Annotated in this window: 31 protein-coding genes; all 31 read right to left on the reverse strand. The window is 43.1% G+C overall.

The window, feature by feature from the left end; genetic code table 11:
• Window positions 1-3: 3 nt before the first annotated feature.
• A complete protein-coding gene (locus AC0VYT_RS10330; protein WP_476496660.1) occupies window positions 4-1,968 on the reverse strand; it encodes a hypothetical protein in 1,965 nt (654 codons plus the stop codon).
• A complete protein-coding gene (locus AC0VYT_RS10335; RefSeq protein ID WP_034680858.1) occupies window positions 1,958-2,383 on the reverse strand; it encodes a hypothetical protein in 426 nt (141 codons plus the stop codon). Before AC0VYT_RS10335 ends, AC0VYT_RS10330 begins: the two co-directional genes overlap by 11 nt.
• On the reverse strand, window positions 2,383-6,933 hold the full coding sequence (locus tag AC0VYT_RS10340) for a tape measure protein (protein ID WP_052026710.1): 4,551 nt from the start codon (window positions 6,931-6,933) through the stop codon (window positions 2,383-2,385). Before AC0VYT_RS10340 ends, AC0VYT_RS10335 begins: the two co-directional genes overlap by 1 nt.
• Before the next feature lie 94 nt (window positions 6,934-7,027).
• Window positions 7,028-7,522 carry a hypothetical protein gene (locus tag AC0VYT_RS10345; protein WP_052017250.1) on the reverse strand — a complete coding sequence of 165 codons (495 nt, stop codon included), beginning with the start codon at window positions 7,520-7,522 and terminating at the stop codon, window positions 7,028-7,030.
• Between the two features lie 133 nt (window positions 7,523-7,655).
• Window positions 7,656-8,237 (reverse strand): hypothetical protein, encoded by a 582-nt coding sequence (locus AC0VYT_RS10350; RefSeq protein WP_034670949.1) that lies wholly within the window; start codon window positions 8,235-8,237, stop codon window positions 7,656-7,658.
• Window positions 8,238-8,476: 239 nt separating this feature from the next.
• The gene (locus tag AC0VYT_RS10355) at window positions 8,477-9,232 is read right to left on the reverse strand and encodes a phage tail tube protein (protein ID WP_034684821.1); all 756 of its coding nucleotides are present in this window, start codon (window positions 9,230-9,232) and stop codon (window positions 8,477-8,479) included.
• Window positions 9,232-9,408, reverse strand: coding sequence for a hypothetical protein (locus tag AC0VYT_RS10360; RefSeq protein ID WP_171072026.1), 177 nt, complete (start codon window positions 9,406-9,408; stop codon window positions 9,232-9,234). Before AC0VYT_RS10360 ends, AC0VYT_RS10355 begins: the two co-directional genes overlap by 1 nt.
• 9 nt (window positions 9,409-9,417) lie before the next feature.
• A complete protein-coding gene (locus tag AC0VYT_RS10365; RefSeq protein WP_034680420.1) occupies window positions 9,418-9,840 on the reverse strand; it encodes a phage tail terminator protein in 423 nt (140 codons plus the stop codon).
• Window positions 9,833-10,315: a phage virion morphogenesis protein gene (locus AC0VYT_RS10370; RefSeq protein WP_034684819.1), complete on the reverse strand. Its 483-nt coding sequence runs from the start codon at window positions 10,313-10,315 to the stop codon at window positions 9,833-9,835. The genes AC0VYT_RS10365 and AC0VYT_RS10370 overlap by 8 nt, the downstream gene beginning before the upstream one ends.
• 9 nt (window positions 10,316-10,324) lie before the next feature.
• Window positions 10,325-10,765 carry a gp436 family protein gene (locus tag AC0VYT_RS10375; protein ID WP_034673168.1) on the reverse strand — a complete coding sequence of 147 codons (441 nt, stop codon included), beginning with the start codon at window positions 10,763-10,765 and terminating at the stop codon, window positions 10,325-10,327.
• A gap of 8 nt (window positions 10,766-10,773) precedes the next feature.
• Window positions 10,774-11,145: a hypothetical protein gene (locus AC0VYT_RS10380; RefSeq protein WP_034673172.1), complete on the reverse strand. Its 372-nt coding sequence runs from the start codon at window positions 11,143-11,145 to the stop codon at window positions 10,774-10,776.
• 10 nt (window positions 11,146-11,155) lie between these two features.
• The gene (locus AC0VYT_RS10385) at window positions 11,156-12,235 is read right to left on the reverse strand and encodes a major capsid protein (protein ID WP_034684817.1); all 1,080 of its coding nucleotides are present in this window, start codon (window positions 12,233-12,235) and stop codon (window positions 11,156-11,158) included.
• A gap of 5 nt (window positions 12,236-12,240) precedes the next feature.
• On the reverse strand, window positions 12,241-12,612 hold the full coding sequence (locus AC0VYT_RS10390; protein ID WP_034684816.1) for a hypothetical protein: 372 nt from the start codon (window positions 12,610-12,612) through the stop codon (window positions 12,241-12,243).
• Between the two features lie 3 nt (window positions 12,613-12,615).
• Window positions 12,616-13,599 carry a hypothetical protein gene (locus AC0VYT_RS10395; RefSeq protein WP_034684823.1) on the reverse strand — a complete coding sequence of 328 codons (984 nt, stop codon included), beginning with the start codon at window positions 13,597-13,599 and terminating at the stop codon, window positions 12,616-12,618.
• A gap of 65 nt (window positions 13,600-13,664) precedes the next feature.
• The gene (locus AC0VYT_RS10400; RefSeq protein WP_034684814.1) at window positions 13,665-13,874 is read right to left on the reverse strand and encodes a hypothetical protein; all 210 of its coding nucleotides are present in this window, start codon (window positions 13,872-13,874) and stop codon (window positions 13,665-13,667) included.
• A 75-nt stretch (window positions 13,875-13,949) separates the two neighbouring features.
• Entirely contained in the window at window positions 13,950-15,155 is a 1,206-nt protein-coding gene (locus AC0VYT_RS10405) for a phage head morphogenesis protein (protein WP_034684812.1), read from the reverse strand.
• Window positions 15,152-16,630 (reverse strand): phage portal protein family protein, encoded by a 1,479-nt coding sequence (locus AC0VYT_RS10410; RefSeq protein WP_248130443.1) that lies wholly within the window; start codon window positions 16,628-16,630, stop codon window positions 15,152-15,154. Before AC0VYT_RS10410 ends, AC0VYT_RS10405 begins: the two co-directional genes overlap by 4 nt.
• A gap of 14 nt (window positions 16,631-16,644) precedes the next feature.
• Window positions 16,645-18,321, reverse strand: coding sequence for a terminase large subunit (locus AC0VYT_RS10415; protein ID WP_476496661.1), 1,677 nt, complete (start codon window positions 18,319-18,321; stop codon window positions 16,645-16,647).
• Window positions 18,318-18,815 carry a DUF2280 domain-containing protein gene (locus tag AC0VYT_RS10420; RefSeq protein ID WP_005019494.1) on the reverse strand — a complete coding sequence of 166 codons (498 nt, stop codon included), beginning with the start codon at window positions 18,813-18,815 and terminating at the stop codon, window positions 18,318-18,320. The genes AC0VYT_RS10415 and AC0VYT_RS10420 overlap by 4 nt, the downstream gene beginning before the upstream one ends.
• A gap of 52 nt (window positions 18,816-18,867) precedes the next feature.
• The gene (locus tag AC0VYT_RS10425) at window positions 18,868-19,509 is read right to left on the reverse strand and encodes a putative metallopeptidase (RefSeq protein ID WP_476496662.1); all 642 of its coding nucleotides are present in this window, start codon (window positions 19,507-19,509) and stop codon (window positions 18,868-18,870) included.
• Window positions 19,469-19,945, reverse strand: coding sequence for a hypothetical protein (locus AC0VYT_RS10430; RefSeq protein ID WP_476496663.1), 477 nt, complete (start codon window positions 19,943-19,945; stop codon window positions 19,469-19,471). Before AC0VYT_RS10430 ends, AC0VYT_RS10425 begins: the two co-directional genes overlap by 41 nt.
• A 68-nt stretch (window positions 19,946-20,013) precedes the next feature.
• On the reverse strand, window positions 20,014-20,493 hold the full coding sequence (locus tag AC0VYT_RS10435; protein ID WP_248130427.1) for a hypothetical protein: 480 nt from the start codon (window positions 20,491-20,493) through the stop codon (window positions 20,014-20,016).
• Window positions 20,494-20,791: 298 nt separating this feature from the next.
• Window positions 20,792-21,556, reverse strand: coding sequence for a DNA adenine methylase (locus AC0VYT_RS10440; protein WP_265776590.1), 765 nt, complete (start codon window positions 21,554-21,556; stop codon window positions 20,792-20,794).
• Between the two features lie 295 nt (window positions 21,557-21,851).
• Entirely contained in the window at window positions 21,852-22,604 is a 753-nt protein-coding gene (locus tag AC0VYT_RS10445; protein WP_248130430.1) for a hypothetical protein, read from the reverse strand.
• Between the two features lie 10 nt (window positions 22,605-22,614).
• The gene (locus AC0VYT_RS10450; RefSeq protein ID WP_017401034.1) at window positions 22,615-23,028 is read right to left on the reverse strand and encodes a DUF1064 domain-containing protein; all 414 of its coding nucleotides are present in this window, start codon (window positions 23,026-23,028) and stop codon (window positions 22,615-22,617) included.
• Window positions 23,006-23,428, reverse strand: coding sequence for a hypothetical protein (locus AC0VYT_RS10455; RefSeq protein WP_248130432.1), 423 nt, complete (start codon window positions 23,426-23,428; stop codon window positions 23,006-23,008). The genes AC0VYT_RS10450 and AC0VYT_RS10455 overlap by 23 nt, the downstream gene beginning before the upstream one ends.
• A complete protein-coding gene (locus AC0VYT_RS10460; protein WP_248130433.1) occupies window positions 23,425-24,507 on the reverse strand; it encodes a DNA-methyltransferase in 1,083 nt (360 codons plus the stop codon). Before AC0VYT_RS10460 ends, AC0VYT_RS10455 begins: the two co-directional genes overlap by 4 nt.
• A complete protein-coding gene (locus AC0VYT_RS10465) occupies window positions 24,504-25,124 on the reverse strand; it encodes a restriction endonuclease (RefSeq protein WP_248130434.1) in 621 nt (206 codons plus the stop codon). The genes AC0VYT_RS10460 and AC0VYT_RS10465 overlap by 4 nt, the downstream gene beginning before the upstream one ends.
• Window positions 25,124-26,038: a hypothetical protein gene (locus AC0VYT_RS10470; protein ID WP_248130435.1), complete on the reverse strand. Its 915-nt coding sequence runs from the start codon at window positions 26,036-26,038 to the stop codon at window positions 25,124-25,126. The genes AC0VYT_RS10465 and AC0VYT_RS10470 overlap by 1 nt, the downstream gene beginning before the upstream one ends.
• Window positions 26,035-26,334, reverse strand: a complete 300-nt coding sequence (locus tag AC0VYT_RS10475) for a hypothetical protein (RefSeq protein WP_248130436.1) — start codon at window positions 26,332-26,334, stop codon at window positions 26,035-26,037. The genes AC0VYT_RS10470 and AC0VYT_RS10475 overlap by 4 nt, the downstream gene beginning before the upstream one ends.
• Complete coding sequence (locus AC0VYT_RS10480; protein WP_248130437.1) at window positions 26,331-26,498, reverse strand: hypothetical protein; 168 nt, start codon at window positions 26,496-26,498, stop codon at window positions 26,331-26,333. Before AC0VYT_RS10480 ends, AC0VYT_RS10475 begins: the two co-directional genes overlap by 4 nt.
• Between the last annotated feature and the right edge of the window lie 46 nt (window positions 26,499-26,544).

Consider the following 26,544-nt stretch of genomic DNA (forward strand, 5'->3'; position numbering starts at 1 on the left):
AGCTTACCCCGCTCTATAGATTTCAATGGGTGTATAGGACTTGCTGTAAAGCGTCGTAGTCGCTTCAGGAATAATTTCCACTGCACCTGTTGCGTAAACAATAGTGCCCTGTACTTTACCTTTGCTATCCACCAGATTGCCGACTTCGGCATTTACCGGAATATCCGTCAGCGTGACAGAACCTGCGGTGTTTCCCAACTGACTGGTAAGAGGTATCTTGAGTTCAATACTGTTAGGCTGAATAGCTGCACCGGTACCAATCTTGAAATTAAGTTTCCGGTCCACCGGCATAACGCTATCGATCTGCTGGAATGTAGATGCCCCGTAGCTATAGTTGATGGTGAAGACCGTATTTTTCTGCGGCAGTTTATTCGGTACCAGCCGGCCTTGACCGGTAGCATAGTTAAAGGTACCGGTGGCATCGCCACTAAACTGGCCCAGCGTATTTGTAGTTGCAGTTTTCTGTTCGCCTTCCAGTAACCATTTCACTGTCACGCTTCCCGAGGCTATACCAGCTTGCTGCAAATCAAACTCGAATGCTGCCGGTTCAACCGCAAGACCTGAGCGTATGAACGTAGCCAGCGGTGTACCCCACAGCAACAGGATTGGTGTATTCACATCCGGTAAAGCGCCCGTCGTAATAGACCAGGAACCGGTCTCATAGTTGACCGCACCAGAGCCAAACGAAGTACTTGCACCTTTTAATTGCCCCGAACCATCATCTTTCAGTTCATAAAACTTGCCCTGTGACATATAAGAAACCGACAAGCTACCCGGGGCTGGTGGTGGTACCAGCACACCAGTCCAGTTGGCACTCTGGTTCTGCTGGGTCACTGGCCGGGTTTCCGACTGGAAGTACTGGTTGGGTGCTGAAGCCGGCTTAAAGGTCATGCTTAAGTTTGCAGATCCTGCCCCTGCAGCTTGCGTCCACTGGATCAAGCCACGCTGGTAATCAATTGTTCCAACCTGGGTACCAGAAGTATTTTTAAGTAATCCGCCCTGATCAGTGATCTGCTGTCCAAACAGGTTAAACGAGACACTCGATGGCATGACAGATGAGCCGATATATAGGTTCTGAGCGGTACCAATGGTGGTCGAGTAAGTTGCAGTAATAGCAGCAGTGTTACCCGGTACCAGTACCATACTTTCCCCGGCTGCGTTTACATCCACAATTGGTGTTTCAGTCTGGGCAGATGGAACCAGCTGGGCAAAGATACTTTCCGCATTTACGGTAAACTCACCGACTTTTGCAGCAGACTTGAGATTGCTGGATGCATAATACTTGCCGGTATCGGCTACGATAGTATCCCGTAAAATCGTTTGAGACTTTTCGCCGCTGTACCATTGTCTTGCAGAGAGTCCGACATAATCCTGATCGAGTGGATCATTGATACTGTAGGTGGCAATTTTATATTCAACTTCCTTTCCATCGATGACCATCTTGGCAACACGGGTTTCAACTTTGGTGATGCGAACATATTGCTCATGCTGCAGTGCCTGGCCTTCTTTCGAGACCAATACCAGTGTACTGCCCACCGAGCTTTCGACTTCACTTGGAAACATCGCCACCTGCAAGGTTTTCATGCCTGTGTAATGTGTATCCAGTGGAATGCCGGCTGCCTGCCCACCCTTGGCCAGATAGTTTTCAATCCGGTTCTGGGCGGACTTGCGCTCATCAATCCACGACTTTGTACTAAACAGCAAAGCTGAGACATTCGGGTCTTTCGGGTTTTCCGAGATAAAGACCGTAGCCCCCATAAGCAAATCTGTATCATTCGTTGTCACGGCGGGGAACAGTTTACGCAGTGACACATCACCCATGGTGCGGTCCAGCTCACTCACATCATTAAACAGGTTATTGCTCTGGCCATCTTCAATCATCTGGCCAGAGTACTTGCCACCACCATCTTCTGTATCGCTCAGGCGCTCGGACTTATAGAGCACCAGATTTTTAGTTTCAATTGCCACTGTAAAGTTCCCCCACTTCAATAAAACGTAAAGTCACGTTGTAATAGTCATCCTCAGATACAGATGGAATTCCCTTCACTGGAGCAGCTTCCAAAGCCCCGGCTTCATGGTTAAAAATCACATGAAATTCACGTCTGTCGTGCTGATACTCAAAAGCCAGAATGAATTGTTCAGATAAAGCAGACCAGTCTTGAACCGTGCGTAAATCACGGCGTTTGATCCAGCCCATCGTGTTATCTGCCGGTTGCAGCACAATTGAACGACCTGCTTTTTTACGGCCCTCCTGGATAATTAGAGAACCATCAATAGCCCGACTCTGTTTCTGCTCGATGGGCTTCCATTCAAATTCATCAGACCATAAAAAACCGTCCTCAAGCGGGACGGTTTCTGATGTAGACACTCGTATTAATTTCATTAGCTACTCTTTTTTATCCTTTCCAGTTCAGTCAGGAAATCATTAAAACTGCCCTGATTAGCCTCATCCACAGGGACATTAATTGTGCGGCCATTAATAGAGATCTGGTTGATGACAGTACGTGAAGGCTCAGCAGTTGGAGTGCTGGTTTTAGGATAGCTCACGTCCGGGGCCAGATTGTTTACATTGACTCTGGAACCAGTACTGCCCGACTTGCCTGCATATTCCTCCAGCTTTTCCAGCTGCTCGGCAATGAACATGTAGTTGCCGGTCTGTTTCTGGTTGTCGTATGCAGAGACACCATAACGCGCAGCATATTCATGAGAAGCTGAACGGTAATAACCACCTGGACCCTGTTGAGCCGTCTCGAATAGCTCTTTAGCCTTTTGCCTGGCATTACCGCTATATCCCATTTCAGTCAGCTGCTGCTCAATCTCATCAACTGAATAACCGTTTTTAGCCATGACTCCAGTTTTAGAGGCTTTAAGCTTGCCCTGCATGGCAGTAAGAGCTTCTGACCAGGCTTCAGTAGAGGATTTGGCCTCCTCACGCATGGCTTGTCCTGCTGATCTAGCACCTCCTCTTATGCCGTCAAACCCATCTTTGACCCTATCCAGTGCATTCTCTAAAGGCTTAATGGCTGAAACGGTTGCTTTACCAGTAGCATCTACCTCTATTTTCATATCCAGCATACTTGCTTGCGATAAAATAGTGCTATCAGCTACCCCTTTATTTGCAGCAATTGCTTTCTCTGCATATTGTTTGAAAGCCTCTTGCTGCTGGGATAAAGTAGCTTGGCCACTATTTCGCATAGTATCAAAGGCTGCTTTATATTCTTCAGCAACTACTTTAAGTTGTGCAGGTGTTTTCATACCAAACAAACCAAAAGCTTCTTCAACAGAATTAATGCCTGCTCGAGCTAGATCAGCCTTTTCTTTGAGATCAACTAATTGCTGTTCAGCTTGTCGAAGTAAGCCATCAGCTACCTTGCTACTCAAAATAATGCGCAAATCATTAATTTTAACTTTTAAATCTTCTAGCTCTCTTTGATTAGTAGCAGTATTGATTGCTTTAGAAATACTTACATCCAAAGCCAGCCCTACATCTACTCCTTTACTTTTTAACTGGTCCAGATTCTGAATTAAAGTATTTACGTCGTTCTTAGCCGAGGTAAAAGCCTTGGTAGATTTACCACCAAGTTCTTCATAACTCAGACCTGTACGACGAATAGCTTCATCCAGAATAGCACCTTGAACCATGGCAGCGCTTTTAATCGCATTAGCATACTGAACATTAAGAGCACTAGCTTCAGCTTGAAGTTTCTGAATGTCGGCACGATATTTTTCTGTTGCAGCCTCCCAGTCCTTCATGGCAGCATTCTGGTTTGCTTTTTTCCATTCATCCAGTTCGGCCTGTCTAGCCTTAACCTTGGCATTAACCTCAGCAAGCTGTTTATCAATGTTGACTGGAATCGCGGCAAGCCTTCCTTGAAATGCTCCTAAATCTTCATCTTTTAATATACCGGTCAGTGATTTCCGAATCTCTTCGCCAGTAGCCTTACCTTGTGTCTGTAATGCTAAGAGCGCAGTAATTCCATTATTTATACTGGTAGTACTATCAAAATTAAAAGATTTAGCTACACCATCTAATGCCTCAGATACGGATTTACCTGAGACAATCTGCTTATCAAACTCTGCAACGGTTGCTTTTGACACTTCATTTAAGCCAAGAGAAGCGTTTTTGAGCATTTCTACTTTAGCAGCGTGTTTTTCCTTGGCCGCAGTACTTGCTTCCTGTTTCTTTCGTGATTCCTCCTCAGCTGCTGCCAGATCGCGTTCCTGCTCGGCCAGCGATTTTGTACCTGTTACTCTCGCTATAGCCCAATCGAAGAAATTTGACCCCTGTCGGAGTAGCCATTCATCAGTTGTCTTAAAACCGTCAACCATCAAATCACTAGCGATTACAACACCGGCTGCTGCAGCACCATATGCTCCAAACCTGGATAAAACAGAAACCAATCCTGCCTTAAGTCCATTTGTGGCAGTAGTAACACGACCAAATACTCCTGCAGCTGCTGTATTTGCGGTTGTACTTGCATTGGTTGCAGCAGCCAGTTCGGTTTTAGCTACTGCCGTAAGATGGGTAGCACGTGTATTGGCTGTATTTGCACCGGTATTTGCAGTCAGTGCTACGGTTTCTGTAGCGATAGCAACTTGTGCAGCCTTCGCTGCATTGGCTTTTTCCAGAAATACTGCTGCCATTCCAATAGCTTTATAAGCGATAAATGCCTGAGCTGCAGCAGTAAGGGTTGTAATAAGTGCATCAAGGTTTTGAGAAACAAATTTTAAGGCTTGGGCTACCTTAGCACTTGCTCCACTCGCTGCATCTGCTTCACCGATATAAATTGTCCAGGCTGTTTTCAGGTTCTCAATAGAAGCGCCAATCGTAGCTGGGAATTTATTAAACTCGGCAGTGATCACTTCACTCTGGCTTAAAATAGCTTTGGTCACTACGGCGGTGGTCAACTGTCCCTGATTAGCCATCTCACGTAATTGGCCAGTAGTCACACCCAATCCGTCGGCCATTGCCTGTGTCAGTCGGGGTGACTGTTCAACCATGGAGTTAAACTCATCACCTCGTAGTACACCTGAACCTAACGCCTGATTAAGCTGGGTAATTGCAGCTTCATTCGCTTCTGCACTACCACCACCCACCTGAATGGCGCGGTTAATAGTTTCAGTCAGTGCTAAAGCCTGCTCTTGCGGCCACTTCATCTCCTGACCAATTTTAGTCAGCCGTGCAAACAGATCACCGGTAGCCACAAGATTAGAATTGGTTTTTATGGCTACATTTGCAACATCATCCATTGCCTGTTTTAAGTTGGCATTATCACCAATCGCAATCTGAATACGGCCAGATAGCGTTTTATACTGATCAGATACCTGTGCAATTTCCATTGCACTTGTACCAATACCCACTGCAGCCAAAACACCGGTTAAAGCATTGAAGCTATTTCTTAGGCCTTCAACCTCACTTGCCGCCCGTTGCCCGAAAGTTTCTGTATCCTTAAGCTCATGGTTTGTCTTTTCCAGAGACTGATCCAGATGATCCACCACCGGTACTGCTTGCTGGGTCGCACTCTTAAACTCATTCATTGAGTTTTCAGTCAGGTCCAGAGCCTGCTCCAAGCGTTCAACTTTTTGTTTAGCCTGATTCAGTTCTTCAAGAGAAATATCATGGCTGGCACTTGATAGGGCCTGCCAAGCTAATTTAGCCTCGTTCAGTTCTCTTTCTAAAGCATTAATCGCGTTAGAGCCTAATTCACCAATACGCTGAACTTCACGCGTAGATACTGTTGCACCGCTTCCCATTGACTCGATAGCACGAGTTACAGTCTGCGCTTCACCTATTACACCTGATAGATCTACTGCACTGAACTGCTGTAACTGGTTAATGGTCGATTGGGTGGCATTGTCCACGCCACGCATGGCATTTACAGCAACGTCCTGATAGTAATTAAATGCACTGGATGTTTCTTTAATAGCATCTTCAATACTTAGAACACGATCTTTTGCAATCTCGATATCTTTTAAAGTGCCGTCAGTATTTTGTAGTCGGACTAATTCAGCCTGAGCAGCTTTTAGGGCTGAGTTAAGCTCATTAAGGCCTTGCTCACCAATGCTCGACATTGAGCGTAGTTCACCTGCACTGATAACTGACTTGTCACCAAGAGCTTCAATTTCTTTAGCAGCAGAAAAGAATTTTTCACTTAAACTTTGAGCCTTCTGGATAAGTTCAGATGGCACAACATCTGTGATTGCTTCTTCTGTTACCTCTGCCTGAGTAGCAACAGAACTCAATGCACCATTAGCTACACCCTGAAATCCATCAAATGCTGTTTTGACCTGCTTTACGCCTGTTTCAAGGTTCTTGACTTCTGCCTTGGCTCGCTCAATATCCTCAGGTGTAGCATTCGTTGCAGCTAAATAGTTCAAATGTAGCTTTGCTTGCTGCAAATCATTTTGTAGGCCGGTAAGCGCTTGCTGGCCATAATCGCCAAGTTGCTTAAGGTTATCTGCACTTATGTTTGCGTCACTACCCATTTCCCCTAAAGCTTGGGTGGCACTATGCAATCCTGTAACTAGCTGAGAAACTTTTTGTGTAGATTCAGAAGGAATGATCTCTTCAGGAATAGCTGTGTTTAAAATGATTCCGGCTTGTTTGGCTTCATTCGCTACGGCGCTCAAATCATTTTCAAGACCGTCTACTTTAGCTGCAGCCCGACTTGCCTGATTGCCTAACTCACCAGCAGCCTGAGAGACTTCACTCAACTTTCCTTTGGCTTGATCAGCTTTCTTCTGCAAATCATCAGGAACTATTTTTCCAACTTCCTGAGCAGCTTGTTCAGATGCAGCCTTCAGTTTTTCAGATTCTTGTTTTATTGCGGCGTAAAGGGCCTTGGTAACACTCTCTGAATCCTTAATATTTGATACATAGTTTTTAGTATCAGCTTCCATCACAAGTTTAAAGGTTAATTCTTTACCGGCCATGTTCTTACTCGCAATAAAAAACCCACCGAATGGTGGGTTAGATGAAGATATTAAAAGCTCTAAAAAATGAACCGACTTAATTAGAGATTAAATTTTATTCACACTTTATTTTCCATAAAGCATCCATTAACACTGAGGAAGTACCTGATGGTGTATCACTCTCAATTCTTACTAGTCCATCTTCAGGCATATATATGTATCGGCTGAATCCAACATATCCTCCCATTCGATTTTTAGAATTAACTTCTCCGCAATACCCTTTCTGATTCCTAAATTTTGCAGAATCAGGATCAAGCAAGCTATCTTTTACTTTAGAGGCTGCAAGCTCTATCTGAGCTTTTTGTTTGTCTTGCTGAGCCTTCTGACTTGCTTCATTTTCTTTAATTCTCTGTAACTCATGACGAGCTTTTAATTCTGCAGCATCTTTTTTAGCTTGAATAGCCGCAGCTTCTTCAAGTCTGATTTTCTGTTCATGAGCTACTTTTGCTTGTTCAAGTCTTTCTGCATCAGCCTTATTACTTTGATGCATAAAATAAAAAAGACCACCTACCACCAGAATAACTGCAATAAGTACATATTTTAGATTCACAGAGTAATGCTCCTAAATCCCCCAACTACAACAGATAAAAAAGTCTGTTTCATTTTCTTACCTTATTTTGAGATATTTTTGAGCATCTTAACCGACTGGTCTAAATTATCGCAATGTGAAAAAGCTTCTTTGCTCACGATGAGTCTTTTAAATCTTCTAAGAATTTTTTCAAGTCTTTCGCAGAAGCATGCTGAGCGGATCTCACTACACTGGTCAGTGCTGCAAGCTTATTCCGGTAATCCTTTTGGACTGATTTTAAATACTCACTGTAAGCACCATAAGTCATATTCATGATTTCGGTATGAGTATGGCCAGCACTGATCAGCAACTGGAATGAGTCAAACCAGGTTGAATCATTGTCTTTTGCTACCTGCTTTTTATTACGGCGTTTAGGCTGGTCTTCTTTAAAATAAGCACCGTTGACCTGCAGTACTGCTGATAAAACTTCTTTAAATTGCTGTTCCGAAGCATTGGCCAAATCAATCAGGCTAGCTGCTGGAAGCTTAGTGGCCAGACTGCATATACCCAGCACTTCAATTGAATGAGTCTTAAAAAGCTCGGTTAAAATTTCATCTGAATAATCTTTTTCCTTTAAGAAGCCTTTTACCTTTTCGGCATGTACCGCCCATTGGTCAAAATCTTTTATCTGGATCTGGTGAACTTCAACATCATTCACTGTCATAGAGCGATTAGCTGCTAGAAAAAAATCATTCATGATGGAATCTCATTACTTTTGATAGTTTGAACACTTATATTGAGTGCCGTGATAAATAAAGAACTTGGTGTCACCATCACAATTCATCTTTTTAAAGTTAAAAAAACTAAGTACAGATATGATCATCACAATGATCAGTAAAAAGAAAAATATCGCAGTAGTTTTATTCATGATTAAGCACCATAAAACACAGGCACAAAAAAAGACGCTAATGCGCCCCTGTGCCTGTATTTGGTTGATTAAGTTGCTGCAGGAATTGTCACGATGTGGCCATATAAACCCAATTTTGGATCTATGCCACGTTCTGTATCAGATAAAGCCTGACCCGAAATTTCATACTGACCCAGCTCTTCATGAATCAGAGGGAAAGTGGTTTCCGGTGATTTTTTGGTTCGCCATAAACGAACGGCCATGTGTTTACCAGTTGCCGTATTGATACCCTTAAAGAATAGTTCGTACTCTTCATCAAAATCATCTGCAAGTGAAGTATGAGTTACCGCACCTGTTTTGTAGCTGGCCAGAATCGGCATGGTCAGATCAGCCACATCATGAAAAATCACAGTACCAAATACTTCATCCACTTTATATTTTGATGGATCAACTGTCTTGGCAGCACCACTAGTCGAGTCCTTAAATGAAACTTCTTTCAGGTTATAACCTTCCAGCTGTATTTCTTCACCCGCAACCACTGTTCCAAGGGAATCATCAGTCACCGTATTTGTAGCGACTTCAGTGTTAGTACCTGAAACGATATATTCCAGATTCTCTTTATTTACTTCTTCCAGTGTTCCATTGAAACTTACCGCTGTGGTATTCACCATAGTGAAGTCAGTTGTACGTTTACCTGATGTTGATTCTTGATGCTCGATCACATCAGCATCGATCTCTAGCTCAAAATCGGGCACATTGCCAATATGACGCATCGCACCAGCAATGCCATTCGACAGCTTGGATAAGTAGAACTTACCCTGCAGAGAAATATATTCCTTAGCCATTACTTTTCATCCCCTGTGGTTTTCTTGGCTGAAGCAGCTGGCTTTGGTTCAGGGACTTCCTGAATCACGCCGTCTGCCAGTAATTTTTTGATTTGAGCATCATCCAGTCCACCGACGAACTCACCCTTTTTAAACCGGCCTACAGGTTGTAGTGCCGTATATTGTTTTGCTGCCATGACTGGCTCCTAGATAAATCGTTCTGATTCAAATACTGCTGTGAGATATGCAAAACCTGTACTGAAGGCTTCTTTCACATCAACCAGCATCAATTCTCCACGTGCCGAGGCTGGCTTCCAGCCTGAGAGCAACTGAATAACATCTTCAAGAAGATTACCCGCCTGATCTGTTACCGCTGAACCATCTATAGACTGTGAACGGGCATTCTTACAGGCCACGGTGACCGCCCACTGCTGGCTGATCATGTTCATTTTCCCCTTGCCCGCACTATCCTTAGGGCGAATCCGCACGAAGTTGACGTGAGCTGATGGGGTTACCTGAGACATTTCAGTCACCAGTACAGAGTTCAACGGCGTATAGATCTGCTTGAAATCCGGAATCTCCTTGAGCTTCTCGGCAATTTCTCCACGTACTGCAAAAAAGTCAGACACCTATATGCCTCCCGATAATATTAAGGATCTCTTCATCATCATCCTGATTGATGCCCAGAAAGGTACGAGAAGGGATATTGACCTGTTTCACTTTCCTGAACTGGCCACCCACCGCAAAGATTAAGTACTCCGCCGTTTTAGGCAGAATGGTTGCACCAAAATGAAAGACATGGGCATACATTTTGTTTGAACCCCACTCAACACCATCAGGGCGCAGGTTATAGTGCAATTCATTCATTAATTCACCCGTATCACGGCCTGTTTGACCATTTTGCATCCGGGCTCGCCATGACTGTTTCCATGGATTACCATCTACATCATGCTGACCGATAAACCGGTCTTGAGTGGAATAAACTCCATAGCCACCAATCTCGACAAACATATCCTCCTTTCTGCTGTCGAAATCGGCCATATGCTGCAGTACTGCCATTATGGCAGATTCATTGTCAGGACGAATTGTTATAGCAAAAGCCATACCTCCTCCTTATTTAAATGAAGGCATCTTGTCTAGCGTTTCATCACCAAACACGCCTCCTACATAACTGGTTCCGATGGGCATTGTGGTAGGCCGGCCCTTAGGCTGATCATCTACAATTTCATTGGTTGCGGTCTGGATCTGTAGATGTGCTTTTTCATCTTGTACCCGTTCAAGAAATTTAATCGCATCCTTATAACGGTTACGTACTTCTTCAGTGGGCTGCTGGTAATAAAGCCGGTAACGGGCAATATCACAGGCCATGCGGTTCAGATTGCTGGGCACATTGGGAAGAGGCAGAGGATAACGGCCACCGATATAGCCGTTAATCTCTTCTGCCGCATCCTGAAGCGCTTCATTGATAGAAGCTGCTGCATCTGCATGCATCAGCTTTAACTCTTCAATGTCATTAGCAAACCGCTTCACCATGTCTGCTTCTGTTGCGTACATAGATCACCTTACTTGGCTGCTTCCGCACCCTGTTCAGCTGGCTTGTCACTGGTCTTAGACTTAGATGCTGGCTTGGCCTTTTCAAGCTCAGCCACTTTTGCCTTAAGTTCAGCAATTTCCTGCTCAGCCTTGGCTTTATCAGCAGCAGCGGTCTGATTGGCTTCAGTTAAAGTAGTATTTGCTGCTGTCAGCTCTGTATTAGCCTTTTCAAGCTCAGCCAGACGTGCTGCGGTACTATCTGCTTTAGGCTCTTCCGGCTCCTGATATTCTTCAATAGCCCCAGATGCTAAAAGGGCCTGAATACGTTTTGCTTCAAGCCCTTTGATTTCATCACCTGGCATAAAATGCCCGATGGATTGTTTTGCTGTGTACTTCGGCATTTAAGCCTCCTTATAGAGTAATGAAGCCGGTCCCACCAACTACGCCGTTCTTATTCGATGGAATGACCAGTGGAGCAGATTCGGTCATCAGCATAATGCCGCTTGGATCTTCACAGTACCATTGACGGTCAAAGTACTGCTGAGCCACACCATTGGCCAGCATATTTTTAATCTTACAATGGGCCACCGAGCCATTAGTATCCGAGATCAGACTGAAATAGTCTTTCTCAATGAAACGGTTCACCTTACCCTTATGACGGTAGGTTGCATCGTAAACCCAGAATTCAATTCCATCAAAAGTGCCTTTCAATGTAGCAGTCTCACTTACGCCAAAGCTTGGTGTAACTGGTACAGAGATTCCAGCATAAGGCTTGATGAATTCATCCTTGAATTCTGAATTATTCCATAGAGCTGCCCAAACCGAACCCGACATGATAGCAAGCTTAGCTTCACCACCATCAGCGGCCAGTTGACGCTCTAGCATACGTTTAATGTCATCAACAGGCTTTGCTCCAGCTTCATTCCAAGGTATTGCAGGAGTGAAAAGCAGAGATGCATCACGACGGTAATCCACCAGGTTGTACTCATAATCATCTGAATGCAGCAGGTATTGACCATTTTTTAGAAGATTAATGGCCATCATCAGCACCGAGTTATCAATCGCATCATGGTTGCGTTTCATAACAGCGATTTGAGCAATTACCATTTTCTCCTGGTCAGAGAGCTGCTGGTTACCGGTAGAGATAATGCCAGCTGTACGCAGACGCTCCAGCAAAGCAAGCTCAAAGGTTTCTGCAGGTGTTACCTGATTTTTAGGTTTGTAGTAAGCCGGTTTCACATGGCGTACTTCACCGGATTGATCAGTATCAAAAGGTTTACCAGGTTGCTGTGGCGATACCAGTGGTGCCAAGTCGTGTTCAGCTGTTACTTCAGCTAGTGGTACGTAATCCCGAGCGAATATCGGGCGGTTTGGAAACAGGCGGTCCAGCAGCCATGTATCCATCGGACGGAAGTTGTTATGAATGAGAGCAAGCTCACCCACATCAAGAAGTTCAAGCGGAGTACCGTCAATATTAAAAGACTGTGGCATGTTTATTACACCTTAGAAAGTTCGATTTTGTTTTTGGTTGCTTTGGCGCGGGCAGCATCATATTTCGCCTTGTCCAGCAACGCCCCATTTAAAGACACGGCCTCAACGTTAAATACACCGCCGTAATACACCGGAATTTCAATCCCGTCAGCCGCTTTAATGGTTGCTTCGGCTGCGGTAACGTTCTGGCCACAGATCACATCCCAGGATGATTCATCTGCAGCATGAGTCAGTACATTGTCATCTGATAGCACCAGTAGATCGCCGTACTTATATGCAGTGGCCGTGGTGACCTTGGCATTGGCACGGCGCAGCTTTTCATTGTCTAGCACCAACCGTTGGGAGGTGATGGTTAGCTTTGGAATAGCAATGCTCATGAATTATTTCCCCTTATTTTGTTCAGCGAAGGCTTTTGCACCTGCTGTGAATTGATGCTCCTGATTACCGCCCGATCCGCCTTGTCCTTGCCCACCCTGGCCACCAGTAGCCTGATGATTAAACAGGTAGTTCAGTGCAGGATTTACAGCTGGTGTTTGTGGCTGTTGGCCAGCTGGTGGTGTTTGATTACCTGTCGAGAACTGTTTTAGTGTGCTGGCCATCAGCTCAAATGCATCGTCTGGCATGGCAGCGAACTTAGACTTCTCTTCGGTACTAAATTCTTTGCCTAGGTCTTTTGCCAAAGCATCGATTTCGGCATTACGTTTATCAGCAGCAAACTTTTTAATCTGTTCCTGCAAACCTGTAATGGTCTGCTCCTGCTCCTTGAGTTTTGTTTTTGCTTGTTCTAGGTCCACGTCTGTGTCCTCTGGTTGGTTAAAGTTTTTGGGTGAGTGACTAGCTGCCACGGCGTTGGTATTGTCATCTGCACCTAAAGCACAAAATGACACTTCACGGATACGACCACCCCGAAAGATGGCAACAGGTGCCTGGAATGTCCTGCCATTCACAATGACTGAACCTTCTTTAACCTCTTCCACTGTGGTGGGATAAATCCGTACTGACATTTGCCATGGAAAGTCATCATCAGAGTCCTGGGCGACTTGAGTTCCGAATTCATTTGAAAGTAGATTGCCCTCAATTTTGAGGCCTTCCGTATGGCTCACAGAATATGAGTTGATTGCTCCAGCTCTTTGACTGGTTCGATGCTCTAGCAAAGCGGGGATACGGCCTTTGATCTGAATCGAATCAAGGTCAAACACCACCTTGTCCCAATACCAGTGGTCAGTAATTGCTTCACCACTATAGGCAATACCCGAAAAGGTGCGCTTCTTTTTCCCTTCCTCTGGCTTGTCTACACTGACTTGGCCAAGCTGAAAGCAAAACTGATCTTGCTCCTGCTTAGCTTTTTCATTTGGATCTGGCATTTTTTCATGCTCCATAAAAAAAGCACCCCTATGGGTGCTATTTGTTACTCTCAATAGTTAGTTAACTATCCAATATCAACATAACATTCGAAAAGATCTTTATTTTCAACTCCAAAAGTTAGAGGTGATTTTTCTGAGTGAGGTTGATAATTTATGTCAACAAGATCAACTCGATGCCCTGTTCGGGATTTAAACTCATGACACTTCTGCTCTAAGATTTCATGTAATTCTCTTTTAAAAGCATTCTCTTCATGTTTAAGCATTAACTTATCCATAGGGTAGCTTCCTTGTAGTTTTACTTATTATATCACTGCAATACATAAACGCTCCAAAGCCACCTAAAAGCTGATTTAATTTTCTAAAATTTTCAAAGAGTAAACTATTTGTCTATTCACTATTCCCCTTGAAACCACCTGAAAAGATATGCCTAAGGGGAACAGTACGCCTTGCCCTGCATTTAGCTTTTCCAGATCAATACCTAACCCTTTAGCATTCTCTATCTGAATCACAATATTTGAGCCAGAACCTGCTAACAGTAACGGCGCATCCAGAGTAATGACCTTACCTACCTCCAATGATGCAGCGTAGGTTAGTGAAGCTGATCCGGCCACTGTAGTTGCACTATTTGATGCTACTGCCTGTAGCCTGCTTAAATCCTCCTTCAACCAGCGTTTAAGTACTTCCTCAGCCAGAGTGATAGGTGGTTGCTTTAGCTGCGCCGTAAGAGCTGAATCATTACCCTGTACATAGTCCAAAAAAGTACGAATCGCACTTGGCCGGATATCTGGATCAAGTGGAATCACTGTATTGGCCACCACATCAAATAAGTCCCGAGTTTTATCATCCATCGGAGCAAATAAGCTGGCCAGCTTTTTACTTGCCATCCATTCAGCCTTGATGACCTCTTTCTGCTCCAGCAAAAATGCTTTATCCAGGTCAGAATCAAGGATCTTCTGATCTACCAGACCAGATAGATCGCCATAGGTCATTGGACTGGTACTCCATCCCATTTCCTCAGCCACTTCCGGTAGCTGATCATCTGGGGTAATACCATATTTTTCTGCCTGCTTTTCAGTTAAGGCAATCACTGTACAGCGACACATAAAGGACCACGGCGGGTAATACATGAGCCAGAATGGATCATCGATATGACGAATAATCCGATTTAATGCCAGGTGACTTGGACGGACCCGGCTATCATCGATAGCTGAATACATCAGGTATGGTCGTTTGTCTCTATTGCGTTGCTGCTGTTGCCAGCGTCCATGACTATACGCCGTCTGAATATTGGTCCTAAAAACATTCTTGAGATAAGGCTCACTTAGCTTGATCTCATTTTCAGCGACCACTTTCTTAAAGTCCTCAAATGTCGAGCCATCTGCAATAGCTTTGTTTACGGCGGCTATCACAGTCTGGATCTGTTCTATGCTCGATAAAAAACTGACCGTGGTGGCCAGTTGTCGTGTCTTGAGATCCAGAGAGTAAAACTCATCAGGCAATACGATTTTACGAGACCGGGCAAACTGTAAGGCCTCTAAGAATGTGACTGGCTTCATTTCCCCTCACTTGCTGTCATATACCCCAGCACATCACCTGCATATAAAGCCCGTTCCAGATTCGCCGTGAACTGAGACTGACTGGCATCAGGCATGATCTGCATCAGATGAAAGGCCAGTTCTTCTGGTGTTTCACTCTTCTGCAGAAGCTCGTTTACTTGGGCATTGCTTAAGAGTTCAATATTGCGCTGTGCATCAGTCAGCTCTTCTACTTCCTGCTGTTCAGGTGATAGCTTTCTGGTAGTTGCTGCAAAGCTAAAGGCTTTATGGGGTAGTGCATTGAATTGCTGTATTGGAGTGATATCTGAAGCTACTCCAACTTTGAAATGCTCAGGCTTGATACCGTAGGTTTCAATGATGTACTTGTCATTAAACTGCACACCCAGATCCTTAAGCTTCAAGTCCCGCTCGACCACTTTGACATTAAGGTCCTGTTCACCACCTAGAATGATCGTATGCTTATCAAATCCATTGAGGATACAAAGAGCATCAATCAGTTCTTGGACTGTCGGTGAAATCATGCGTAAGTCAGAATTACGTTTATCCATCCGGACTTCATTGTGCACCACTCCAAGCGCCTTACTGCCACCTCCGTCATTCTCAGATGTCATTGTTTGACCAAGAACAACTTTCTGGACACGGCGGACCATGACCTTATCAAAAGCTTCAAATGCAGAAGCACCTGCACCAGAGAAGTTAGTTCCCACTGTAGTTACTTCATCTTCTGCAGGAATTGATAATATCGATTGTGCATGAGCATTCAGTAAAGCAGAGGTCATCGCATCAATATCTTGCTGCTTACGATTTTGACCTCCCACCTTACCGATTAATAACGGCGAACCAAATCGTTCCAGGAACTTCACCCAAAATTTAGTGGAGCTAGTTTTGAAGTACCAGATCCAATATAGCTTGGTGAGTAATGCTTCCCCATAAGGCTGTTTATAAGATGGTTTACGCCGTGTCAGAAAGAACTTGAGCGGATAAGTTTTAAATACATTTACTTCAGCACTGGACTGTGGCTTACGGAAGATCAGTTCACCATTATTTTTAGGCTCAAACCATTCCAGAGGCTTGACCATAATCTCGGCAAGAGTAAACCGGTTATTCTCATCAATCTTGTAGTTAGCTTCCAAGACTGAGTAACCGTAGGGACACGCTTCCCATGCACCCGATACAATTTCAAAATGCCATTTGGTGAAAAGCTCTTTTAAGAAACGAGTTTGTTCACCATGATCTTCTACGAACCGCCATGGCGCATTTAAAACTGCATCAAGCCGGGTTTCCATTGCCTGTGATATTTCATCATCCGTCATTAGGACCAAAAGACGTTGCCGAGAAAGTCCAGCTTTACGCAATACCTCATCCACATCAGCGGCTCGTCCCATAGCAAAAGCAAGATTCTCTACAGCTACACTGGTCATTAAGCCTGCTGATTTTGGCTTTGTCTCTTTCTGTTTGTTTTTGGATTTTGCCATATTAAAAACCTTGTTTAGAATCTGCGTGTACCACCTCCACCTGGTATTAATCGCGCAGGCGGCCTTATGTCACTAAAGCAAATCATGACACCGTCAGCGCGGTTCGGAGATAGTGCACCATCGGGTTGTTTATTCACTAAAATCTTGCCAGCACCATTCTTGCTATAGGTAGGCTGTGACAGTTCTCGTTTAAGTTGTTCAAGCTCTTGCTTGTTTATGTCTTTGGTTGACAGTGAAATAAGACTATCGGGGTCATACTGCATTCCCTGCAGGGCTCGATAAGTATTCTGAAACCTAAGACGCAATGACCACCACATCTGGGCTTTAAGATTGGCAAAGAAGTCTACGTTTTTACGTGCCTCAACCATTTCCTGTTCCGGATTGTGTACTGCCCCTGATCCCCGAAACGGATTAGCTTCGATTTCTGGAATGCCTTTAGCTTTATTCAGCTCATTAATGACACGTACATCACCACGCACACCAGCACCCAGACCATCCGCATCATAGAAAAACATATTCAGTTTTAAATCTTGGCATGCATCTATGGATTTTTGAGTGCTACCGAAAATATCATCACCAACACCAGACCAAGTATCCAAGTACTGCAGAACAATTCCGTGACGGGCAGCAAATGAGTTTTTATCCTTGCCTTGATCTGCTACATCCAGTGCACCATTACGCTCACCAGAAGGCTCTATACCAAGCTTTATGTGAGCATCAACAGCAGCCTGCACCCATGCAGATGGTATCAATACCCCCTCAACTGAAGCAGCGTAATCAATATCAACCTCTTGGGCTAAAACAATGTCATCCAGTGTGGCCAGTTGTTTTTCATACCATGGATAAATCAGTTTGCCATCAAGTTCGACCTGCCAGTTTTTATCCGGATTATCACGCCAAGCCATAGTGAAAACGGCGTAACGGCCACTGAAACGATCCTGGTGAAACTTGTCACCAATACCATTCGGTGTTGATCCTTTAATATGGACATTGGTGTTTTGTGATATTGCCGCATCTACGGCTTCCTGACGTTCTACAAATGCCCACTCATCCAGAAAGTACATTGTGGTCCGTCCTCCACGGCCAATATTATCCCCTGCTTCACCGGTGACCGTTGCGCCGTTGTCTGGATTAATGATCCGCATGTAATTGTCATGCACTTTTTCAATAAAGCCCTTGGGCTTCATCCAGGTTGGCAGCTTGGAATACATATCCCTGAATTTATGAAGCAGTGTTTTTGGGTCACCCTTCTTGTCAACCAGATCCTCTTTACGGCTCCCCACACCACCTGCAAAGCCTTCTACAAATAACCACCGGTGCAAGTAAAAGCCCAATACAACATAGCTCATACCTTCATCACGGCTTTTTTCAATCAAGCCATGTGTCTGAGTACTTTCACGTTCAATTAACCAATCTACAAGTTCAACCTGACCGGGACGCAAAGCAAAAGGAATATTCGCTGGTAGGCCAAAAGGCATACCTCGTGGATCATAAGTCCATACCCAATGGTTGAACCAGTGTGCCGGATCGTTTTTGCATTTATAGATTTCAGCTTGGATACTTAATTCATTCTGCTCTATCAATAGCCGGTAGTAATAACGACGTGTCATTTCCTCAACAACATCAGGCAAACGTGTATTGATCGTCCACTCTTTAATAAGTGGTGCTATATCTTCAATTGCATAAGTCATAACTTGCCATTAATTGCTAAACGCGAAAGCTCCTGAGCAGACAGTCCAGCGAGCTCATCTGGGGTGAATTGATGTGTTGATTTGGTTTCTTGCTGGATCGGGCCGCCGTCCTTACCGGTGATTTCTATTTTCTTTTCATAATGGCCTTTAACGATCTTTTGAATTTGATCAATTAATTTAATGGCCAGCACCACGTTACTTTTTTTTGCCACCAATAAATCGCTCAAAATTTGTAATTGAACAATGTCATTAGCACCAATGATATTTTGTAGTGGTTGATCTAAATATTCCTGTCGGGCCACTTTAAATAGGTCGACGAACTCCTGAGCCAAGTCAGCTCCAGCTGCTTTAGTAGGGTCGTAATATTCCACCTGTTGAGGTGAAACATCCAGATTAAACTTTTCCTTGATGTCCTTCACTACTTCAGAGGGGGTCATAAACTGTGCAAGTGACCGAACTATAAATACTTTTTCTGCTTTTTTAAGCCTTGCCATAAGTCACCATCCATCAAGGAACATCAAGGAAAGTGGGCAAAAAAATTTAAAACTACCCGATCACACACGTCCCACAACACGCAGCAATATTAGTTTCAGAAACAAACGGCGCATTCTTCGCAATTTCCAGTAAACGCTTAACTGACTCATCAGCTCCCCAGCGTTTAGTCTCACCAAAGAACACCTCAACATCATGGCCAGCCAAGTAATGCTTTGGTAAGCCGGTCATATCGCTATAAATGATTTCGCCGTCCTCATCACGTTCTACACCGATGTGATAAAGCTCATGCTCAATCAAACGGCAGAACTCCCGATCATTAGAATTTTCACAAAAGCTTGCGTCTACTGTAATGAGATAAACAGGTACATAGCCGAACCAGTCCCGCATCTGCTGTTCCTGTCTAGCCTTCTTCCAACCGCCCTGGTTAAACATTACCTTTTCACATTGGCCCAGTACCATACGTTTTTTCGCTACTGCCGCAGATGAAGCCCAAGCAAATGCCAGGAAGGTTTCATCATCATGAAGCAGCTCAGCGATATGATCATGGTCCGGATTGTGCAGCTGGCCACCCAAGGTTAAAAAGTTTTTAAGCACCCATTCTTTTAATTCAACGGCGGGTGCCAACCGAATTGCTTCCTCTTCCTCTGCCTGATCAATCAGATCCGGCGGCGGGAATGGTCTGAACTGTTCCATTGAATGAATGCCTCTTTAAGTGTTTAAGCCATTGGCGAGCATGACTGGATTCTATTTGCAATGGTCCAGCTTCGTTGATCTTGTAACGGCTAGTTGATTCCAAACGTACAACGCTATAACCCATCTCTGCAGCATGATCATAACGATCCATGCTCCAAGCCTTATTGCTTAGTTTTCCTTTACGTCCACCGGACCAAGGCCCACCTGCTATTTCAATCAATATCCTATGCTCAATCAAATGAAAGTCGAAACGCCAGTGCTTGGTGGATTTGAAGTGAAAGCATTTTTCAAATTTGATTTCTAAAATATCCAGAATCCGCTCTAGTTCTTCTTGGGCTTGGAGATATTTTTGAGTTGCCTTGGGTAATGGCTTTGCTCTTGGTACCTTTTTTAATGGCTTTTTTTTGGTTAGAGCTTTGTATTGATCTATATCCATAACTTACACCCATTAAAAAAACCTCCCGGAGGAGGCAGATATAAGTTGTCATTCAGCATTCAATTTTCTTAAAATTGATATAAAGCGTACGCTATGATTTTTTTCTTACATGGTTGAGCTTGTTCCGAGAAATTTATAACTAAATCATAGTTACTATTATCTTCAAATCTATCTACCCAATCTTCACAACAAGATAAACAACGTAATTTTATAAACAAACTATCTATATGTTTGACAATCGACTCAAATTCTTTTTCTTCATTTATTAATTCAGAAAATAAATTTAAGTTTCCCCTTAAATCAAATGCAGTTCTTTTTAGTTCTTCAATTCTATTCAAGCACGTTTTCTTCTCAAAATCACCATTATGCAACATGAGATAACCAAGGACGCTATTAGCTTGATCTTTAAATTTATTTAATTCCAAAATTAAGTTTTTTGCCTCGTTTGCAATAACTTCCTTTCTTTTCTGCGTATGCCAATAAATAATTACAAAAATAGTGATAAGTATTGGTACTAGTGCTTTAAAAATTTCTACGCATAAAGACATAAATACTCTCTAGAAGATTAAATTATATTTATATCAGCTTACAGCCCAGCTTTTAATAATTATTCTGAGATTTTAGTCTTTCCATCTTTTCCAAAGCTAAAAAAAATCGCTCATCAATGTGAGCGATCTCTTCTTTTGTTTTATCTCTGGTATTCACACAACCAAAATGATTAGCTTCATGTTTTGCTTTAGTAATCTGGTCTCTTAGATCCATAGCTCACCTTAATAAGAAAGAAAAACCCCGCCAAGTTAATTCATATCTGGGCGGGGTTTCATGTGCCGAAATCCGGCAAAATTATTAATAATTCATAATAATCAGTTCTTGGCTTTTTTTACTGTTCTTGTCTCTTCCAACAGTATAAGAGATAGAAGCAGTTTCAATATTAAAGTCCTTAAATGTATTACGAATTTCTGGATGGTCATTTAAAGAAACCATAACCTTACCTTGACTATGACACATCTTTTCAGCCATCAACTCGTATTGTTCATAAGGAAATTCGCAGCCGTAGCCAGCCATATCCCAATACGGTGGATCTGCATAGAAAAAAGTATGGGGTCGGTCATAACGGTCAAAGCAGTTATCCCAAGACAGGTTTTCAACAAATACGCCGTTTAAACGTAAATGAGCCATACTTAGGTTTTCTTCAATACGCAAAAGATTAATAGAAGGTTTGGTAGTAGCTGTACCAAAGTTTTGTCCAGAAACTTTAGCTCCAAAAGCATGCTGCTGAAGATAGTAAAATCTTGCAGCTCGTTGAATATCAGTCAAAACCTGTGGCCGTGTTTCTTTCATCCATTCAAACATCTGACGACTTGAAAGACTCCACTTGAATTGCCGCATGAACTCTTCCAGATGATTCTGAACTACTCGATATAGATTGACCAATTCGCCATTTACATCATTTATCACTTCAACTTTCGCCTGCTCCTCTCTTAAGAAGAAAAGTGCAGCTCCACCACAAAACAATTCTGTATAGCAGGTATGTTCTGGGAATCTCGGTAATAAATTTTTTGCCAAACGGCTTTTTCCGCCTTGCCACGGAATGATTGGCTTAGTTTTCATTAAAAATTTCCTGTGCAAAAGCTTTAGTTTTTGATAGCCTTCGCTAATCGTGTGCACGATAGCTGGGCTTGCTTTTGACAGGCACGGACTGTCAGGAGAACGGCACACTGTGACAGCAGTGTGTCGTACCCAGTTTTACTCGATACAAAAAAACCCGGACCATTTAATAATGATCCGGGTTTCTTTTTTCAGGTATTAAAAAAGCCCGCAATTGCGAGCTTTTAAATTCTTACCGGGCGATCAATTTATAAAACGCCCATTTTAGAAATACTTATACTCAAGTGTTAAGTCTGTGTCAAGCAAGTACTTTTCCATCTTCTGTGAATTCAAAATGAAATGAGCGGGTTAGCCTATCTCTAATTTCATTTTCCCATTGAGCAACTATAGACTCTCCTAAACGCTCATATTTTTCATAGCCGTATTTATAACCAGCCTTAGTTAGATTTAATTTAGCAACTTTCATTTTTTCGTTAATTGTATATGGCCGCTTACCTGTACCTTCACATTTTAGACAAAACTTTGAACCTGACGGATAACCTTTACTATTATAAACCTCAAGTTTTCCGATTCCTTGGCATGCTCCGCACATCGCCTTAACGAAAAGATGGCCACGCAGAACTACATCAGCCATTCCTTTTGCTATATTGCTTAAATCACCCTGACAATTATTTGGCTTAAAGTTATTTTTGATCATTTCTTTATGGATCTGGCCAGCCAAAATATTACGTACACGGAAAAAATCAGCAGATCTAATTTCACCCTGTTTAAACTCTACCTTACCTGGTTTGTCAGCGATACGGCGCTCATACTGATAGTTAAAATCATACTTACTATAAAATGTTTCTGTCTGTTCTTCTGGAGGGGTAATAATCGCAATACGTTCAAAGTCTACCTTTTCTACCAGTAATGAAGCCCACATACGTGCATGCGGTTTAAGCAAGGCTATTTCCCCTAACACAATGTCTTTTGAAATTTTTTTGCCATTCCCTGCGCCACTGGCGATAGCAAGGCGTAAAAACTCTAAAAAATCAAATTTCTCAACTAACATAATCGCCTTCCTATACTTCCTGAACGTCAATATTTAAAACTGTTTTCATCAAATGCTTCTTGTTGCGATAGCTCGCGGTTTTACGTGTTATTGCAGACTTCACATCTTCAACTACGAATTCTCCAGCTGCTGTGTAGTAAGTAAAATCTGCAAAGTATCTAAGTGCTGGTTTAGCTCTTTTCTCTCCTGCAATTCTCGTTTTAGGTGCCAGCTCAAAGCACTGGTGATGTTTGAGCTCGCGGATCTCTTTGTGCTGCTGCATAGCTTTAAGCTGTATGTAACGTTTAGCTTCTTTCTTGCTATCAAAATTGAGCCCATCTATTTCCACTTTTACGGCGTTGAACTTGTTCTTTTTGGCTTTAGCAGCAGGCTGACTACCACCTCCATACTTTTCTCTATACTCAGCCGCCGAAATGCTTGTCATTGACACCTCTTAAAAGCAAAGGGGTATAAACACTAAATTCACTATCCTGTAAGGCTTCCTCTACTTCACCAATTAGTCCTAAGGTTTCATCCTCAATCATGAATTTACCGATACATAAGCGATTGTCACTGCATACGCTTAAAGCCTTACTAATCTTCCTGTCAGCCTCAACAGCCTTCTGCAACAACACTGTATTCTCACGACGACAACACTTAAGCTCACTCTGCAGCTGCTCGGCCTCTTTCTTCATTTCGATATAACAAGACTCCATCCGATCCGTAGCAGCTTGAGCTAGTTCAACCTGTTTCTGCAGTTTTACAATTTCCTTGTCTTTGAGAATAAGTAAGGCCTGATTCACCAAGACTCTGGCCAGTAGCCCAACTTCTAAATTTTTGATCATGCTATTTCTCCAAATAGGTCAGGCTGAGTTGAAGTCTGGTTTATTTCTTCAATTAGTTTCTTTAGACGTTCTTGTTGTAATGGCCCATAGAAATTATTTAACTCGCAACCCAAATACTGACGACCATGTTTTAATGCAGCAGCTGCTGTTGTTCCGGATCCCATAAACGGATCAAGTACAAGATCATTGTCTCGAGATCCTGCAAGAACACATGGTTCAATTAAATCTATTGGGAATGTTGCAAAATGAGCGCCTTTATAGGGTTTGGTGGATACTTGCCATACGCTACGTTTATTGCGAGTGAGCAAGTCATATTCACTATCAGCTCGTTCCTTACGATGTACGCCATAGGCTTGATTAGGAATTTTTTGCTCACCTTTGCTATTGGCTCTTTTAAATCCATCTCTTGAAGATCTCGAGCAAACCGCTTTCATTGCGCCGTTTGGCTTATTTAAAACTCTGCTGCTACCCTTTTGCTGATCAACATTTTGGGCCAGCCGTTTTAATGAACTCTCTGCAACCGGTTCTTTAATTGACTCATGATCAAAGTAATATCGGCGTGATTTACTAAATAAAAAAATATATTCATGTGCCTTAGTACAGCGGTCAGTAATGCTTTCAGGCATTGGGTTAGGCTTAGACCAAATAATATCTTGGCGTAAGTACCAGCCATCGGCTTGCAATGCAAAAGCAACTCGCCACGGAATACCGATTAAGTCTTTAGGTTTCAGATTGGACTGGGAAGCATTTTGTTTAGGTAATACCAAATTTTTGGTTTTAGGATTTTTCCCATCATTAAGCCCCGTCCTAGTCATGCCACGTCCAGAACCTGCGTAACTATCACCAAGGTTTAGCCAGAGTGTGCCGTCATCATGCAGCAGCTCACGCACCAGCCGGAATACTTCAACCATATTCTGAACGTATTCATCTACAGTGGCTTCAAGCCCAAGCTGTCCATCTACACCATAATCACGTAAGCCAAAATAAGGAGGCGAAGTAATGCATGTTTGGACCTTAACATTCTGGTTAATCAGGTCAGTCATCAAGTTACGGCAGTCACCAAAGAAAATTTGATTCATGCAAACTTCCTCCCATTCCGATAAATCTGATCAACCTGAGCTTTCAACTCTTCAGGAATTGGAGAGCCTTTACGGTTACGCTCAGAATATGCAAGCTGCTTACGCTTCTGCTGTTCTTCCTGCTTTGGATCGACCCATATCTGTTGTGTTTGGCCTAAAGCTTTAGCTTGCTCAACGTAATCCTCATACACGCCCTTAAATGCAAAATGAGCGGCTTTCTGTCCTTCAACATTCAGAATGTGCCGAACATCCTCTAAAGCCCGTTTGGTAATCACCGTAATCTGTGTTTTTGGATTGTTCATGAACTTGAGTGCCTGTACCCATGCTGTGTCAGCAGTCATCCAGTAACCCATTTCACATAAAGCTCTGAAGCGTGGCAATGTTGGACAGAACTGCTCTGAACGCATACGATCCAAACCGTTTTTGATTTGATCCGGTGTAAGACCTGCTAAAGTTTCAGCTGCTACCATGATCAGTTCATCATCTTGGTATTCAGCATATTTTTTGTTGAACTCAGAACCAAAACGGCGCTGCATAACTTCAAAAACTAGACCACATAATTCCGGATTTTGGCGCTGTGCAGTAATTTCATTTCTGATCTGGGTAATATCGAACATTAGTTTTTCTCCGACATACGTTGAGCTGCAGCCATAAAATCTCTACGTCCACCAGTCTTTGGTTTTGCAGCAGTTGTGGTTTTGCCAGCTTTCTCCTGTACTTTGCTTTGATGGTTTTTCAAGAATGTAAGCCAGGTACTGATCCAGCTTTGTGGAGTTTGGACAGTTTCATTTTTCAAAGCCCATTGACCCAATTCTTTGAGTAAGCCATGAATCTGTTCTGAAGAGAGATTAGGAAAACTTGCAACAGCCTGTTTTGTGAAATCGTTCGCTACTGGATAATTATTAGCGAACTCCTTAATCGAATAGCGTGTTGAGTCTTGCGGATAGTATTCGATGAATTGCAGCATCGATTTATTTTGTGCTACGAACTCACCTTCGCGCTTATTATCATTCTCTCTAATAGATTCTATATAACTATCTATTGTGTGTTCACTAGGGGAACTAGTTACTGGTTCACTAGGGGAACTATTCTGGTTCACTAGGGGAACCGGTTCACTAGGGGAACTAGTTTCATTAGTGAACCGATCTTTAAGAGAAACCTCATTTAAGCGGTAAGATTTTACTCCCTGCTTACCTGTAGAAATTACACTGATTACGCCTAATTCAATAAGCTCCTTTAGACCAGCAGATACGGTTTTTCTACCTAGCTGACGTGCCCCAGGTAGATCACTGCCCTGTAGCTGGGAATAGCTTATAAAATCAGATTCCTTGTTATGTCCATTTATGCGGTTTTCTAGCTCTGCATAAACATTACGTGCCGCATCACTAAGAAACGGCCACACTTCTTTTCGATACAAGCGGCTAGACATAACATAGCCTTGATCGAACTTATCGCTATACATGCTTTTTCCAGCCTCTCGTTGTGGCTGTAACTCCGCTTTTCGAAATTTAATAATCTTGGCAGCAGTCATACTTCACCCGCCTTAGGCTTCACATAGCCTCCAAACGCTTCAACCGTTCCTGATTTCACCAGACTCGCCACCACTTCACTGGCCATCCAGTCATTAATACGGCAACGGCGCGACAGCTGCTCAGCCAGATCCGTTTTTCGTACAGCAGCGTTGTTTACGTCCTGATTTCGGACACGTAGATTGTTTTGATTACGCTTAAACAGCTCATCAAGAATTCTTAAAGCCGGATCATAGAAAGACTGCACTTGCTGCAGGTGTCTATAATCAGCATCAGCGTTATTAAATGCAGAGTTCATAGGGCCTCCTGCTGTAGTGAAGACACGAACAGAGCTACGGGTTCGATAAAACGGCGTTTGGCCTTACGACTTTTAAAAGGAGGCTTAGCCGCTGAACTGCTTTTATCCTGTTTCAGATCAACAGGTTTGCTATTACTAGCGGGTTCTGATAAATTCTTTTTCACAATTCGTTCATGCCTGTATGAATTAGGAAAAGTCTGATTTCGCACA

The sequence above is a fragment of the Acinetobacter sp. QJM3NY_42 genome (genome assembly GCF_056173745.1).